This window comes from Streptomyces sp. NPDC045998, from assembly GCF_056430285.1.
Window position 1 is genome coordinate 112,991 of sequence record NZ_JBWKLJ010000006.1, and the last position, 14,586, is coordinate 127,576.

The following is a 14,586-nucleotide window of genomic DNA, read 5'->3' on the forward strand; positions in this document are numbered from 1 at the left end:
CGTTACGCCGACACCGCCCGCAGCGCGCCCGGGCGGCGCCCGCTGAGGCCGTCCAGCGCCGCCGCTGTGGCGTCGTCCGCCGGCAGGTGCACGAGCAGCCGCTGGTCGTCGTCGGCGGGCAACTCCAGCGTCTCGTACGCCAGGCGCAGCGCCCCCGCCTCCGGGTGCTCCAGGCGGGTGATGCCCGTGGCCGCCGGCAGCCCGGGAAGCCTGCCGACCCGCTCGGTGAACTCCGCCCCGGCCGTCACGCCCAACTCGTCCGCGAGCGCGGCCACATGCGGGTCGGCCCGGAACGGCCCCTGCTTCAGCGCGGCGACCTGCTCGTCGGCGACCCGCTCCCAGTCGGGGAAGGCCTCCCGCGCCCGCTCGTCGGCGAAGACGAACCGGGCCAGGTTCGGCGGGGCGCCGTCCAGCATGCCGAGGGGTCCGGCGAGCGCCTCGTACCCCGCCGTCCACGCCAGCAGGTCGCCGATCCGGTTCAGCAGCACCGCCGGGGCGGGCTCCAGCCGGTCCAGCAGCGCCCGTACGGTCGGCCGGACCGTGAGCACCGGCGGCGCGGAAGCGCCGCACATCGAGGTGGGGTCCGCGCCCTTGGTCAGGCGGTGCAGGTGTATCCGCTCGGCCGCCGTCAGCCGCAGCGCCTCCGCCAGCGCGGCCACCACCTGCGGCGAGGGATGCCGGTCGCGGCCCTGCTCCAGACGCGTCACGTACTCCACGCTCACCCCGGCCAGCGTGGCCAGCTCCGCCCGGCGGAGCCCCGGCGTGCGGCGGCGCGGCCCGGTGGGCAGACCCACCTCGGCGGGGGTGACGGCCTCGCGGCGCGTACGCAGGAATAGGCCCAGTTCGTTGTCGCTCACCCGGCCGAAGGTAGCAAGCACAGCGGCCCGGAGGGTGGCCCTGTCCCTACCAGTCTCAGCCCGGCCTTCCTGGTACCCGCCCGCCACGGCAGGTTGGGAGTCGTGACCGCACCGGTCACCATCCCGACCCACCCAGGAGAGCCTTCCCATGTCTTCGCAGCCCCTTCGCCTCGCGGTCCTCGTCGGCAGTGTCCGGGACGGCCGCTTCGGCCCCGTCGTCGCCCGCTGGTTCGCCGAACAGGCCGCGCTCCACAGCGGGTTCGAGGTCGACGTCATCGACCTCGCCGACGTCGAACTGCCGCTCGCGCTGCCGCCGGTGCCGCCGGCGATGGACCCCGACATGCCCCGCCCGGCCGGCATGGCGGACCTCACCCGCAGGCTGGCGGAGGCGGAGGCCGTGGTCGTCGTCACGCCCGACTACAACCGCAGCTTCCCCGCCTCCCTCAAGGCCGCCATCGACTGGCACTACACCGAATGGCAGGCCAAGCCGATCGGCTTCGTCGGCTACAGCGGAGCCAGCGGCGGCCTCCTCGCCATCGAGCAGCTGCGCCAGGTCTTCGGCGAACTGCACGCCCACACCGTCCGCGACTACGTCAGCTTCCCCCGCTACTACCTCCTCTTCGACGAGGACGGCAACCTCAGGGACCCCGAGGAGCACGACGCCGCCGCGAAGGTGATGCTCGACCAGCTCCACTGGTGGGGCTCGGTCCTCCGCCACGCCCGCCGCGAGCACCCCTACACCGCCCGGTGAGCGCCGCCCGGTAACCGCCACCCCGCGACCGCCGCGCGGATACGCTGGACGGCGATGTTCACACCCCAGGGCCCGACCCTCCGCGAACTCGCCGTCCAGGCGCTGTCCTCCACCGAGCACGGCTACGACCTGCTGGCCCCCAAGTTCGACCAGACGCCGTTCCGCACCTCCGACCGGCTGCTCGACGCGGTCACCGACGCCCTGCGGCCCCTCGGGCCGTTCCGTACGGGCCTCGACGTCTGCTGCGGCACCGGCGCGGGCGTACGCGTCCTGCGCGAGGTCTGCCAGGAGCAGGTCACCGGCGTCGACTTCAGCGCCGGCATGCTCGCCCAGGCCCGCGCCACCCACCCGGACACCCCCGGCGGACCCCGGCAGCGCTGGGTGCGCGCCGACGCCCGCGCCCTGCCGTTCCGGTCGGCGTTCGACCTCGCCGTGAGCTTCGGCGCCTTCGGCCACTTCCTGCCCCGCGAGCGCCCCGACCTGTTCCGCGAGGTGTACACCGCGCTGCGCCCCGGCGGCCTCTTCGCCTTCCCGGTGCCGGCGCCCCCGCCGGTCGGCTCCCGGCCCTACCTGGCGCTGTGGGGCTTCGACCTGGCGATGCGGGTGCGCAACCTGCTGTGGCGGCCCCGCTTCGTCATGTACTACCGCACCTTCCGCCTCCCCGACGTCCTGCGCGACCTCGACCGGGCCGGCTTCACCACCGGCCTGACCGCGCTCCCCTCCCTCGGCACCCGCGCCGACGGGACGCCCCGCTGCCGACTGGTGGTCGCACGCCGGTAGGTTGGGTCCTCCACCCCGACCCGACCAGGAGAAACGTGCCCGCCGCCGTGCCCCGCCCCCGCCTGCTGTACGTCACCGACCTCGCCTACCAGGCCCGCGGCCGACGCTACTGCGACGAGGACGTCTTCCTGACCTCCCGGCTCCGCGAGACGTTCGACCTCGCCCTGTGCCACCCGCGCGACGCCGCCGCTCTCATGGGCGCCTTCGACGCGGTCGTCGTCCGCAACAGCGGCCCCGTCCTCCACTACCAGGACGCGTACGACGCCTTCCGCGCCCGCGCGCTCGCCGAGGGCGTGCCCGTCTACAACCAGCTCACCGGCAAGGGCGACATGGCCGGCAAGCAGTACCTCCTCGACCTGACCGCCGCCGGATACCCCGTCATCCCCACCGCCGACCGCCCCGAAGACCTGCACCGCCTGCCCGAGGCGGACGCGTACGCGGTCAAGCCCCGGCTCGGCGCGGACTCCATCGGCCTGGAGTTCGTCCCCCGCGAGCGGCTGCCCCACCTCGCCTACGGCGACATCCTCGTCCAGCCGCGCGTCGACTTCGCCTACGAGGTGTCGTTCTACTTCGTCGACCGCGCCTTCCAGTACGCCCTGTACGCGCCGCGCACCGACCGGCGCTGGGAGCTCGCCCCGTACCGGCCCACCGACGCCGACCTGGCCTTCGCCCAGCGGTTCGTCGACTGGAACGCCATCGACCACGGCATCCAGCGCGTCGACGCCTGCCGCGCCCCCGACGGCGGCCTCCTCCTGGTCGAACTGGAGGACCTCAATCCGTACCTCTCCCTCGACCTCGTCGGGGAGGAGACGCGCGACTCCTTCGTCACGGAGGTGACGGTGTCCCTGCGCCGCCTCCTCGGCGCAACCTCGTCCGTCTGACCCCGCCTGAGGTTGCGCTCCCCGAATCCGTCCGGGCGAATGGAAACGGCACCGTGAGAAATCCCCTCTTGGGTGTCGCACCAGTAGTTTTTCGAGAGGCAGTGAACACAGCATGTCCGTCGGCGCAACGAGTGTCACCATCCCGGGCGACCCGGGCGACAGCCCGGGACCGGGCCGGGAGAAGGACGGAGGAAGACCGCCCCGGCCCTGGACCACGCTCTGGGCGACGGGCCTCGCGCTGCTGCCCCTCGGCCTGCTGGCCGTCGCCTCCTACCTCGGCCGCTACGTCCGCCCCAGCGCCGACGAGTGGTGCTTCCTGCCCGTCGTACGCGACGGGGGCGTCTGGGGCCTCGTCGAGAAGTTCTACGTCACCGACAACGGGCGCATCGCCAACGGCCTGCTCGTCGGGGCGTACGCCAAGGCCCCGGTCGCCGGCCACCAGTGGTACGCCGTGGTCAGCGGCGTCCTCATGCTGGTCCTGCTGTGGGCCGTCACCGTGTACGCGCTGCGCGCCACCGGCCGCACCGCGCCGCGCGGCGTGCCGCTGCTGGCCGCCTCGATGATCACGGCGGCCTTCCTCTTCGCCACGCCCAACACGTACAAGACCTTCTACTGGCCGGCCGCCTCCGTGTCGCACACGCTGGCTCCGGTGCTGGCCGCGGCGGCCGCCCTGCCGCTGCTGCGGTACGGCGCCGGGAGCCGCCGGAGCCGGATCACCGCGCTCGCCGTGGTGCTGGTGGCGGGCGTCTTCATGGGCACGCTCTCCGAGGAGGCGTCGGTCGTCGCCCTGGTGGTCCTCGCGGTGGCCGTGCTGTTCGCCCCGCTCCTGTTCGCCGAGCGGATCCGCCGCTACGTGCGCGTCTGGGCGCTGACCGGCATGGCGGGCGTCGCCATCGGCACGATCCTGCTCGTGACCTCGCCCGGCTCGCGCAACCGCCGCCAGCGCTACGACGCCGAGACCGTCTCCATGCTCGCCCCCGAGTCGCTGATCGCCTCACTGCGCGCGTACGTCCGCATCCTGGAGACCATCCTGACGACCTGGGAGTACGTGGGCGTCGTCGCGGCCGGCGTGCTGCTGGGCCTGCTGGCCCGGCGCCGGGCGGGCCACCGGCCGGCCCTGATGCCGTGCCGCCCGCTGCTGCTGACCGCGCTCGGCGCGCTCACCTTCCTCGCCTGCGGCTACTTGTGCACCGTCATCACCTACCCCGCCTTCGGCGAGCGGGTGGTGCGCACCGAGCGGACCTGGAACGACTACCTGCTGGTGTATGTCCTGCTGCTGGCCGGCGCCGGCGCGCTGGTCGGCCGCGCGCTGCGTCTGCGCGGTGACGCGGGCGTCGACGGCGGCGACGGCGGCGAGGGCGGCGAGGGCGGCGAGAGCCACCGGGGCCCGGGCCGCAACGGCCTGGTGATGGCCCTGGCCGCCGCCGTCTGCGCCGTCTCCGTGGCGGGGATGGCCGTGCCGCTGTACCACCTGGGCCACGACATGAAGGTGCGGGCGCAGAAGTGGGACCACCAGGACCGCTACCTGCGCGAGCAGGCCGCGAGCGGCGCCAGGACGGCCCCGTACACCCCGCTGTCGGTCGGCAAGATGCTGGAGCCGTTCGGCGACCACGGGCGCAAGACCTGGCCCGCCAACTGCGTCGCCGACTACTACCACCTCGACAAGGTCACTTACGCGCCGCGGCTTCCGTGACCCCGGCCTCCGGCGGCGGCTGCGGCCCGGCCCGGTGCCCGGCCCGACGGGTCGCGGCCGCCCCGGAGGTGATGGCCCACCGGGCCAGTACGAAGGAGAGCGGGGTGACGGCGACCCCCGCCGCGAGCGCCGCGAGGTTCTCGTCCATGCCGAGCCGGCTCACGGCCAGGTGCAGCAGGACGCCGCTGCCCACGACGTTCGCCGCGCCGGAGAGCGGGTAGCGGGCGAACGCCCGCCAGGTGGGCTTCGTACGCAGCGTGACGTACGAGTTGAGCAGGAACGAGCCGACGACGCTGACCGCGTACCCCACGACGTGCGCCGCGAGGTAGGGCAGCCAGAGGTTCAGCGTGGCGTACACGGCGTAGTAGACGGCCGTGTTGGCCAGCCCGATCGCGGCGAAGGTGGCGAACTGGCGCAGGGCGGCGCCGCGCCCGCTCGGGGAGCGGCGCCGCCCCGGGTGACCCGTGCTCCGCTTCACGTCTCCTGCCGGGCGCGGCCGGCGGTTTCCAGCGGGGCCGCGGCGCGCGCGGCGGCGGGCTCGTTCGTCTCCCGCACGACGTAGTGCGGCCGGCGCTTGGACTCGTGGTAGATCCGCCCCACGTACTCGCCGATGACGCCGAGCGTGGCGAGCTGGATGCCGCTGAGGGCGACGATGGCGGTGATGAGCGTCGCGTAACCGGGGGTGTCGACGCCGTCCAGGAGGACGTTGGCGATGATCCACAGCGCGTACGCGAACGCCGAGAGGAACAGCCACAGGCCGGTGTGGATGGCCAGGCGCAGCGGGCGGCTGTTGAAGGAGAGCAGGCCGTCGATGCCGTAGTTGAGCAGGCGCCGGCCGCCCCACTTGGACTGGCCCGCGGCCCGCTCGACGTTCTGGTAGGTGAAGCTGACGGTGTCGAAGCCGATCCAGGAGAAGAGCCCCTTGGAGAAACGATTGCTCTCCGGCAGCGAGAGGATCGCCTCCACCGCGCGCCGCGACAGGAGGCGGAAGTCGCCCGCGCCGTCCGCGATCTCGACGTCCATGAAGCGGCGCACCAGGCGGTAGTAGGTGCGGCTGAACGCCTTGCGCACCGCGCCCTCGCCGGTGCGGTCGCGCTGCGCGATGACCTGGTCGTAGCCGTGCCGGTGCAGCTCCAGCATGCGGGGGACGAGCTCCGGCGGGTGCTGGAGGTCGGCGTCCATGAGGACGACGGCGTCGCCGCGCGACATGCGCATGCCGGCGAGCATCGCGGACTCCTTGCCGAAGTTGCGGCTGAAGGAGGTGTAGCGCACGCGGGGGTCCGTCGCCGCGAGCGCGCGCAGCCGGTCCAGGGTCTCGTCGCCGCTCCCGTCGTCGACGTAACACACCTCGAAGGTGGCGTCGGCGGGTTCGAGAGCCGCGGCCAGCGCGGTGTGGAAGGTGTCGATCACCTCACTCTCGTTGAAACACGGAACGACGATTGAAATATGGACCATTACCTACTCACTCCATGCACCGGTGTGCGGCCGGCGGGCCGCATGATCCGTGCCCACCGTTCAGGAAAGATGACAACCGGCTCGTCGTGGTTGCCTGGCCGTGCGGGCGACTTCGGCACGCGCCGGGTCCAGTGCATCGCGGCCGCGCCGCCCGGACAGCCCCACGCCGTCCACTCGGGTGAGGGCGGTGGAGGCCGGGGCTCGGACATGCCTCCGCCCCGCTCCCCCGGGGCGGGGACGGCGGGGCGGAGGTCTTCCCTTGCTCAGGCCCGTTCAGGATTCCTTGCCCACCTCCTTGTTGATGGCGGCCGGCGAGTCGTAGTCCTTCTCCGGCAGCGATTTCAGCGCGTCCATGACCTCCCGGCTGGCCTTGTGCTTCTGCGCCGTGCCGACGATGTCCTTCTTCGACGCGGGGTAGTGCACGCCGCCGAGGGCCTTCTGCATTTCGATGGGGTTCACGTTCATGTGCGACGAATACCCGCCTAAAGGGGAAACATCACCGGAAATCGGACCATCACCTTGTGTGTCCACGCTGCGCGGATCTGTCACGGTTGCATCACAATGTCGGTTGAGGAGCGGACGGCGCGGGCACATCCAAGTGCGGGGATGGCGTCCCGGTCGCGGGACTGGCGCACCCGGCCTCGGGAGGCCGGCATCGGCATCCCTCCCTCTGTGTGCTGTGTGGCGTGGAAAGGCAGGTACGTTCATGCTGTTGGCGCATCCCGCGGTGCTTCAGGAGCTCGTCGCCCGTTACGAATCCCTGTGTGCCGCCGCTCAGGGGCTGTCGATCGCCCCCGACCTCAAACGCCGGCTCGACGACGTGACGTACACGCTCTGCGTGACGACCGGCACCCGGCAGCTCGACCAGGCGCTGGCCGCGGCCCGCGCGAGGCTCGCCGCCACGGCCGCGAGCGCCACGGTCGCCAGTGCCGCGGCCGCAAGTACCTGACCGGCCGAATTAAGGCGGCCCCGGTCCAGGGGTTGACCGGGGCCGCCACGGGCATCCGAGGGGAGACGGAGTGCCCGGCGGGACACCGCGGGACCGGCGCGAGGAGGGAGCGCCGATCGAGGGTGTCCGGCCCAAGGCCCTGTCAGAGGCCTTGAGAGGGGTGTACCGGATGACCGACGTGCTCGGTCCCGGCCGTTCGAGCAGTAAATATATTTACCGTCGAGTAAGCAAGTGCATGAAAAATTTCATGCGAGCCGGTGGCGTGAAAACACCCCCGGCGATGTGTCCGTCGGACGTCGGCGGGGGTCAGTCGTCCAGGAAGAAACTGTGCTGTTCGGCGGCCTGTTCGTACCCTTCCAGCCGCAATTGCGTCCGCTCCGGATGCGCGTCCGCCATCGCCTGGAGCACGGACGCCGCCACCACCCCGGGCGCCGCGTACGAATCGAAGACGAGGCGTGATCCGGTCCCGGCCGTCAGCGTCACCTCCGCCTCGTCGACCAGCGGCCCCAGCGTCAGGTCCGTGATCAGCGCGATCCGCAGTCCCGTGCGGCGCGCCGCGCGCAGGGCGGCCAGCGTCTCCTTGGCGTGCCGCGGCATCGCGAACGCCAGCACCCAGGTGCCCCCCGCCTCCTTCGACTGCAGCAGCGCGTCATAGGCGACGCTGCCGCCCCGGGTCACCAGGCGTACGTCGGGGTGGATGCGCCGCGCCGCGTACGCGAAGTACTCCGCCAGCGACACCGAGATGCGCAGGCCCAGCACCGTCAGCGGTACGGATCCGGCCAGCTCCCGGCCGACGTCGAGGATCTGGCCCGGGTCCGCCACCGCACGGCGCAGCGCCTCCAGGTTCTCGATCTCCGCGTCGATGGCCGCCTGCAGCTCGTTGCGCCGGACCTCGTCGTCGGTGTCCTGCACCCCGGCGACCGCGCCCAGGGCGATGGGCTGCAGCGCCTCGCGCAGCGCCGGGAACCCGCTGTAGCCGAGGGAGGTGGCGAACCGGGTCACCGACGGCTGGCTGACCCCGACCCGCTCCGCGAGATCCGTGATCGACAGGAACGCGGCCTCGGTGACGTGGTCGATCATGTACTGGGCGATGCGCCGCTGGGCGGGGGAGAGGCGGTGGCCGCCGAAGAGCGCCAGCACCCGGTCCGAGGGCGCCTGCCGCTCGTCCCGTTCCGGCCGCGCGTCCCGCCGGTCCGGCCCGGCCGGTTCCGCCGGCTCGCCCGGCCCGGACGACGTCGCCGACCCGCCCGGCTGGGCCGCCTCCGCCGGGCCCTTCCGGCCGCCGGTGGGTCGCCGCCCCGGCCTGATCGCGGCCGCCTGTGCGCGTGCCTGCTGCCCTGATGGCACCGGCGTGCCTCCTTCCAGTCCCGATCGTCCTCAACATACTTCACCTCCCTCGACGCCCTCCGGCCGCCGGAGCGCCCACCGATGTGCACGACCGGGCCCGGCGGGAGCATCCTGGGGGTGTCCCGTGTGTCCCCCCGGTACGGCGCGGGGTCGCGGCGCCGCGACCCCGCGGGCCGGCTCCCGCTGAGAGGTGGGACGACGATGGCAGACGGCCCGCACGGCGAGCCTCGCTCCCGGCTCCGGCCCGACGGGGAAGCCCCCGCCCGGCCGCCGGACGCCCCGCCCCGGCTGCGCGCCCCCGAGACCGGCGGCCCGGCTCCGCGCCCCGCGCACCGCCCGGCCGACGCGGAGGCGCGGCCGGGCGGGGCACCGGCCGCCGGGGGCGCGCCCGCGGTGGGCGACGGGCACGCGGGCGGAGCCGAGGACACCACTGGGAGCGGCCGCGCGTCCGGCGGGCCGGGTGGCGGTCAGACGGCCGACGCGGGACGCGGCCGGGACGCCGGGCCCCCGGCCACCGGGCGGCCCGTCGACGAGCTGTCCCTGGTCGCCGCGCAGGCCGTCGTCGGTGCCGTCGAGGCCGCGGGCGGGTACGCCGGCGCCGTCTATCTGCGCTCGCGGACGGCCGGACTGCTGCGGCTCGCGGTGCTGTGCGGGCTGCCGGGCCCGCTCTTCCGGCCCTGGTGGCGCATGCACGTGAACCGCCCCTTCCCCATCGCCGAGGCGTACCGCTCCGGCCGGACCGTCGCCCTCTCCGACGCCGAGGACGCCATGCGCCGCTTCCCGCAGCTGATGGCGGGGCTGCCGTTCCCCTTCGGGTCGCTGTACGCGCCCGTCGCCGTCGGCCGCGAGAAGTTCGGGGTGCTGGTGGTGCTGCGCGCCGCCACACCGGGCCGCCCCGTCGACGCGGCCGACCGCCACCGGACCGAAAGCGTCGCGCGGCGCCTCGGCGCCCGCCTCGCGGACCTCGCGCGGCGGGGCGCCGACGTCGCGTGGGACCACGAGCCCGTCTGCGTACAGCCGCCCGCCGAGACGACGGCACCGGTGCGCGTCGGCCGGCTCGACTGGGACATCGGCAGCGGAGCCGTCACGGCCGACGCGGGGCTGCGCGCCCTCCTGGGCGGCGAGGGACCCGACGGCTTCCCCGGCACCATCGAGGCCCTGGCGGGACGGCTGTCGCCGGAGGACGCGTACGGACTGTGGGCGCTCGCGGCACAGACGGCAGGGACGGCACAGACGGGGGAGACGGGGGAGAGGGGGGCGGCGGGGGAGACGGAGGCGACGAGTGGGGCGGGGGAGACGGCACAGAGGGCGAAGACAGCAGGGCCGGCACACATGGCGAGGAGGGGAGAGACGGCGGAGACGGGGGAGAGGGCGGAGACGGGGAAGGCGGGTGGGACGGAGGAGACCGGGAAAGCGGCGGAGGCCGAGAACGCGGCGGAGGCCGAGAACGCAGCGGAGACGGAAGAGACCGGGAACGCGGCGGAGACCGGGAACGCGAGGGACGCGGGGGAGCGGCAAGGGCCCGCGACCCGTGGCATCTGGTTGCGCGGGCCCGACGGGCGGCCCTGCCTCCTGGAGCTGTCCGCCCACGGCGGCCCGGCGGGCGGCCGCCGCCTCTCCGGCACCCTGGTCGACGCCGGCACCGGACCACTCGTCGCCGCGGCGGCCGACCGGCTGCCCCGGGGCATGCTCGCCGTCGACCGGCTCGGCCGGGTCACGTACGCAAGCCGCACCGCAGAGACCCTGCTCGGCCTGGACCGCGGCCGGTTGGTCGGACGGGTCCTGTGGGAGGAGGTGGCGTGGCTGGGGCAGCCCGCGCACGAGGACCACTTCCGGGCCGCGCTCCTGTCGGACGAGCCCGTGCACTTCATGGCCCACCGCGCCCCGGACCGCTGGCTGGCGGTCTCCCTCCACCCCGGGCGCGACGGACTGACGATCACCCTCACCGCCGAGGAGCAGCCCGTGTACACACCGGGCTCCGTCACCGCGCCGGGCGCCGGTCTGGGCGCGGGCCTGGGCGGCGCGGGCGCGGCCCTGGGCGCCGGGCTCGGTTCGCCGGCCGACCGGGCCTCCGTCCTCTACCGCCCGGTCGCCCTCGCCATCGCGCTGACCGAGGCCGTCACCATCCGCCAGGTCTCCGCCGTGGTCACCGAGGAGCTGCTGCCCGCCTTCGGCGGCCGCCAGCTCGCGATCTACCTCCTGGGCGAGCGCCACCTCCACCTGGCCTGGGAGACCGGCTTCCCGCAGGGCTTCCTCGACCGGTTCGACGGCGTCGGCCTCGACGCGCGGCTGCCCGGCGTGGAGACCCTCACCTCCGGGCGGCCCCTCTTCTTCGAGTCGATGCAGCGCCTGGCCCACGCCTACCCCGGCATCCCCCTCGACGCCCACGTCGGCGCCCGCGCCTTCCTGCCGCTGATCGCCTCCGGCCGCCCCATCGGCTCCTGCATCCTCGGGTTCGACCAGCCCCGCGGCTTCAGCCCCGAGGAGCGCACGGTCCTCACGGCGCTCGCGGGCCTCATCGCCCAGGCACTCAAGCGGGCCCAGCGCTACGACTCCGAGGCGGCCCTCGCCCGCGGCCTCCAGGGCGCCCTGCTGCCGCACCGCCTGCCGCGGCTGCGGAACGTCGAGATCACCGCCCGCTACCTGCCCGGCACCCAGGGCATGGAGGTCGGCGGCGACTGGTACGACGTCACCGAGACCGGCCGGAGCGTCGCCCTCGTGATCGGCGACGTCCAGGGCCACGGGGTCGCCGCCGCCGCGACCATGGGCCAGCTGCGCAGCGCCGTACGCGCCTTCGCGCTCAGCGGGCACGACCCGCAGGAGATCATGAGCGGTACCAACCGGCTCCTCATCGACCTCGACCCCGGCCAGTTCGCCACCTGCTGCTACGTCGACCTCGACCCGGATACCGGCGCCGCCCGCGCCGTACGGGCCGGACACCCGCAGCCGCTGCTGCGCCACCCCGACGGCCGGGTCGAGGTCCTCGACCTGCCCGGCGGCGTCGTCCTCGGTGTCGCCCCGGACGCCACGTACCCGGTGACCGAACTGTGCCTGCCGCCGGGAGCGGTCCTCGCGCTGTTCACCGACGGGCTGGTGGAGCAGCCCGGCACCGACATCGACCTCGGCATCGAGCGTCTCTGCGGCGTCCTCGCATCGGTCTCCACCGGCTCGCTGGACGACGTGGCGGACCGGCTGGTCCGCGAGGCGACGACGGCCGCCGACCGTCCCGACGACATCGCCCTGCTCCTGGCCTCCCGCCCGTAGGCCTCTTCCGGCGCTCACTCCCCTGGGGGCAGGGGCGGCGCGGCCGGCCGGAGACGGGCCCACCAGGCGACGAGGGCCGTCGGAGAGCCGGGCCGAGCCCCGTGTGGAGTGAGCGCGGTTGTGCGCTCCCCGGGGCCGGGCGAGCATGAGGAGACGACGAAGGCAGGTGCCATGAGCGCGGTGAACGCAGCCGAGGGTGCCGACTTCCGGGGCCCCCTCGACGTCACGAGAGCGGCGACCGCCGTCCTGGACGCCGACGGCACGGTCGTCGGCTGGAGCCCGGCGGCCCAGGCGCTGCTGGGCCACCCGGCCCGGGAAGCGGTGGGCCGCCCCATCGGCAACCTCGTCGTGGACCGCGCCGGGGCGTACCGGATGGCCGCGCGGCTGCCCGGCGCCTCCGAGGCACGCCGCCAGATCCTGCACATGCGCCACTACGACGGCCGCATCATCCGCGTCACCACCGCGACCCTCCCGCTGTTCCACACGAGCGAGGGCCCGGGCGCCGACACCGGCCCCGCCCGGCTCCTCGCGCTGGCCGACGCCGACGAGACCGAGCACTGGGAGGCCCTCCAGTCGATGCTGCGCGGCCTCGCCACCCAGTCGCCCGTCGGCCTGGCCATCTACGACACCGACCTGAGGGTCGTCTGGACCAACCACGCCCTGTTCAAGGAGATGGGCACCGCCCAGTACGCGGGCCTGCGCCCCGACGACATGGTCGCCGACGGCGAGATCCTCTCCCTGGGCTATCCGCCCACGCTGGAGGAGACCATGCGGCGGGTCCTCGGCACTGGAGAGCCCGTCATCGAGCTCCACTACCGCGGCCGCCCGCCCGTCGACCCCCTCCACGACCACGTGTGGTCGTGCTCGTACTACCGCCTCCAGGACGCGACCGGCGCCACCCTCGGGGTGTGCGAGGAGACCGTCGACATCACCGACCGCTACCTCGCCCAGCAGCGCCTCGACCTGCTCGTACGCGCCGGAGGCCGCGTCGGCACCACCCTCGACATGGTCCACACGGCGCAGGAGCTGTCCGCGGTGACCGTCCCGCAGTTCGCCGACGCCGTCACCGTCGACCTCCTCGACGCCGTCCTCGAGGGCGACCACCCCAGCCCCGGCACCGCGCCCGCCCGGCGGGTCGTCCGCGTCTGGGGCGGCCCCGTCGACGGCACGCCCCCGCCCTCGCCGGGCGCACGCCACCCGGTCGACTACCCGCCCGACTCGCCCCAGGCACGCTGCCTGGCCACCGGCCGCCCCGTCCTGGACACCCCGCCGGACGCGGACCCGGCCGCCTCCCGGCTCGTCGTACCGCTGCGCACCGAGGGCACCCCGCTCGGCGTCGTCACCTTCACCCGGGACCGCCACCCCGACCCGTTCGGCGCGGCCGACCTGCCCGTCGCCGACGAACTCGTCGCCCGCGCCGCCGTCTGCATCGACAACGCCCGCCGCTACACCCGCGAGCACACCGCCGCCCTCATGCTCCAGCGCAGCCTGCTGCCCCGCAGCCTGCCCCGGCTCACCGGCGTGGAGCTGGCCTACCGCTACCTGCCCGCCGACATCAAGGCGGGCGTCGGCGGCGACTGGTTCGACGTCATCTCCCTCTCCGGCAAGCGCGTCGGGCTCGTCGTCGGCGACGTCGTCGGCCACGGGCTGCGCGCCGCCGCCACCATGGGCCGGCTGCGCACCAGCGTCCGCGTCCTCGCCCAGCTGGACCTCCCGCCCGACGAGCTCCTCACCCGGCTGGACGACCTCATCACCCAGAGCGCCCACGAACAGATGGCCGTCCCGCACGGCCGCGAGGAGGCGCCCGACGACGCCGCCCTCGGCGTCACCTGCCTGTACGCCGTCTACGACCCGGTCACCGGACGGTGCAGCATGGCCCGCGCCGGCCACCCGCTGCCCGCCCTCGTGGACCCCACCACCGGCACCGTCACCTACCCCGACCTGCCCGCCGGGCCGCCCCTCGGCCTCGGCGGCCTGCCCTTCGAGGGCGCGGAGTTCACCCTCCCCGAAGGGTCCCTCCTGGCCCTCTTCACCGACGGCCTCGTCCAGGGCCGCGAACGGGACCGCGACACCGAGCTCGGCGCCCTGCGCACCGTCCTCGCCGACCACCGCCGCCCGCTGGAGGACCTGTGCGACCGGGCCGTCGCCACGCTGCTGCCCGGCCCCGTCGACGACGACGCCGCGCTCCTCCTCGTACGCACCCACCTCCTCGACGCGCACCAGGTCGTCACCTGGGAGCTGTCCGACAGCCCCGAGATGGTGGGCCGCGCCCGCGCCCTGGCCACCGGCCAGCTCGGGGCCTGGGGCTACGACGGCGACGTCGCCTTCACCACCGAGCTGGTCGTCAGCGAACTCGTCACCAACGCCATCCGGTACGCCGCCGGGCCCGTCCAGCTGCGCCTCATCCGCGACCGCACCCTCATCTGCGAGGTCTCCGACACCGGCCACACCTCGCCCCACCTGCGCCGGGCCGGCAGCGAGGACGAGGGCGGGCGCGGCCTCTTCCTCGTCGCCCAGATGAGCCAGCAGTGGGGCACCCGCTACACCGCCACGGGGAAGACGATCTGGGCCGAGCAGACGCTCCCGCCCTGACGCGGTGACGTTTGTGT

The 14,586-nt window shown here is 74.3% G+C and carries 12 protein-coding genes; 7 read left to right on the plus strand and 5 right to left on the minus strand.

What is annotated here, in order from left to right; genetic code table 11:
- Positions 1-2: 2 nt before the first annotated feature.
- Positions 3-857: a helix-turn-helix transcriptional regulator gene (locus AC07FJ_RS19180; protein ID WP_479050372.1), complete on the minus strand. Its 855-nt coding sequence runs from the start codon at positions 855-857 to the stop codon at positions 3-5.
- Between the two features lie 148 nt (positions 858-1,005).
- On the opposite strand from AC07FJ_RS19180, the gene AC07FJ_RS19185 reads away from it, so the two are divergent.
- The 4 genes from AC07FJ_RS19185 to AC07FJ_RS19200 all read left to right on the plus strand — a co-directional run bounded on the left by AC07FJ_RS19185 (position 1,006) and on the right by AC07FJ_RS19200 (position 4,962).
- Positions 1,006-1,608, plus strand: a complete 603-nt coding sequence (locus AC07FJ_RS19185; protein WP_479050374.1) for an NADPH-dependent FMN reductase — start codon at positions 1,006-1,008, stop codon at positions 1,606-1,608.
- A 54-nt stretch (positions 1,609-1,662) separates the two neighbouring features.
- Positions 1,663-2,388, plus strand: coding sequence for a class I SAM-dependent methyltransferase (locus AC07FJ_RS19190; protein ID WP_479050376.1), 726 nt, complete (start codon positions 1,663-1,665; stop codon positions 2,386-2,388).
- A 35-nt stretch (positions 2,389-2,423) separates the two neighbouring features.
- Positions 2,424-3,269 carry an ATP-grasp domain-containing protein gene (locus AC07FJ_RS19195; protein WP_479050378.1) on the plus strand — a complete coding sequence of 282 codons (846 nt, stop codon included), beginning with the start codon at positions 2,424-2,426 and terminating at the stop codon, positions 3,267-3,269.
- A gap of 112 nt (positions 3,270-3,381) precedes the next feature.
- On the plus strand, positions 3,382-4,962 hold the full coding sequence (locus AC07FJ_RS19200; protein ID WP_479050380.1) for a DUF6056 family protein: 1,581 nt from the start codon (positions 3,382-3,384) through the stop codon (positions 4,960-4,962).
- Here the strand turns inward: AC07FJ_RS19200 and AC07FJ_RS19205 are convergent.
- From AC07FJ_RS19205 to AC07FJ_RS19215, 3 genes are all read right to left on the minus strand, one after another.
- Complete coding sequence (locus AC07FJ_RS19205; protein WP_479050382.1) at positions 4,937-5,440, minus strand: GtrA family protein; 504 nt, start codon at positions 5,438-5,440, stop codon at positions 4,937-4,939. The genes AC07FJ_RS19200 and AC07FJ_RS19205 overlap by 26 nt on opposite strands.
- Positions 5,437-6,372 (minus strand): glycosyltransferase family 2 protein, encoded by a 936-nt coding sequence (locus tag AC07FJ_RS19210; RefSeq protein WP_361423495.1) that lies wholly within the window; start codon positions 6,370-6,372, stop codon positions 5,437-5,439. Before AC07FJ_RS19210 ends, AC07FJ_RS19205 begins: the two co-directional genes overlap by 4 nt.
- A 318-nt stretch (positions 6,373-6,690) precedes the next feature.
- Complete coding sequence (locus AC07FJ_RS19215; RefSeq protein ID WP_479050384.1) at positions 6,691-6,882, minus strand: DUF2795 domain-containing protein; 192 nt, start codon at positions 6,880-6,882, stop codon at positions 6,691-6,693.
- A 241-nt stretch (positions 6,883-7,123) separates the two neighbouring features.
- Here AC07FJ_RS19215 and AC07FJ_RS19220 point away from each other — a divergent pair, with 241 nt between their 5' ends.
- Entirely contained in the window at positions 7,124-7,366 is a 243-nt protein-coding gene (locus tag AC07FJ_RS19220) for a DUF5133 domain-containing protein (protein WP_479050386.1), read from the plus strand.
- Between the two features lie 306 nt (positions 7,367-7,672).
- On the opposite strand, the gene AC07FJ_RS19225 is transcribed toward AC07FJ_RS19220, so the two are convergent.
- Positions 7,673-8,713 carry a MurR/RpiR family transcriptional regulator gene (locus AC07FJ_RS19225; RefSeq protein WP_479050388.1) on the minus strand — a complete coding sequence of 347 codons (1,041 nt, stop codon included), beginning with the start codon at positions 8,711-8,713 and terminating at the stop codon, positions 7,673-7,675.
- A gap of 201 nt (positions 8,714-8,914) precedes the next feature.
- Between AC07FJ_RS19225 and AC07FJ_RS19230 the strand changes: the two genes are divergently transcribed.
- Positions 8,915-11,977, plus strand: coding sequence for a SpoIIE family protein phosphatase (locus tag AC07FJ_RS19230; RefSeq protein WP_479050390.1), 3,063 nt, complete (start codon positions 8,915-8,917; stop codon positions 11,975-11,977).
- Between the two features lie 171 nt (positions 11,978-12,148).
- A complete protein-coding gene (locus tag AC07FJ_RS19235) occupies positions 12,149-14,569 on the plus strand; it encodes a SpoIIE family protein phosphatase (protein ID WP_479050392.1) in 2,421 nt (806 codons plus the stop codon).
- Positions 14,570-14,586 lie beyond the last annotated feature (17 nt).

Excerpts from the sequence above, each read along its gene's own strand:
- AC07FJ_RS19235 (WP_479050392.1), top strand. The coding sequence starts at position 12,149 with ATGAGCGCGGTGAACGCAGCCGAGGGTGCCGACTTCCGGGGCCCCCTC.
- AC07FJ_RS19200 (WP_479050380.1), top strand. The coding sequence starts at position 3,382 with ATGTCCGTCGGCGCAACGAGTGTCACCATCCCGGGCGACCCGGGCGAC.
- AC07FJ_RS19230 (WP_479050390.1), top strand. The coding sequence starts at position 8,915 with ATGGCAGACGGCCCGCACGGCGAGCCTCGCTCCCGGCTCCGGCCCGAC.
- AC07FJ_RS19215 (WP_479050384.1), bottom strand. The coding sequence starts at position 6,882 with ATGAACGTGAACCCCATCGAAATGCAGAAGGCCCTCGGCGGCGTGCAC.
- AC07FJ_RS19185 (WP_479050374.1), top strand. The coding sequence starts at position 1,006 with ATGTCTTCGCAGCCCCTTCGCCTCGCGGTCCTCGTCGGCAGTGTCCGG.
- AC07FJ_RS19190 (WP_479050376.1), top strand. The coding sequence starts at position 1,663 with ATGTTCACACCCCAGGGCCCGACCCTCCGCGAACTCGCCGTCCAGGCG.
- AC07FJ_RS19220 (WP_479050386.1), top strand. The coding sequence starts at position 7,124 with ATGCTGTTGGCGCATCCCGCGGTGCTTCAGGAGCTCGTCGCCCGTTAC.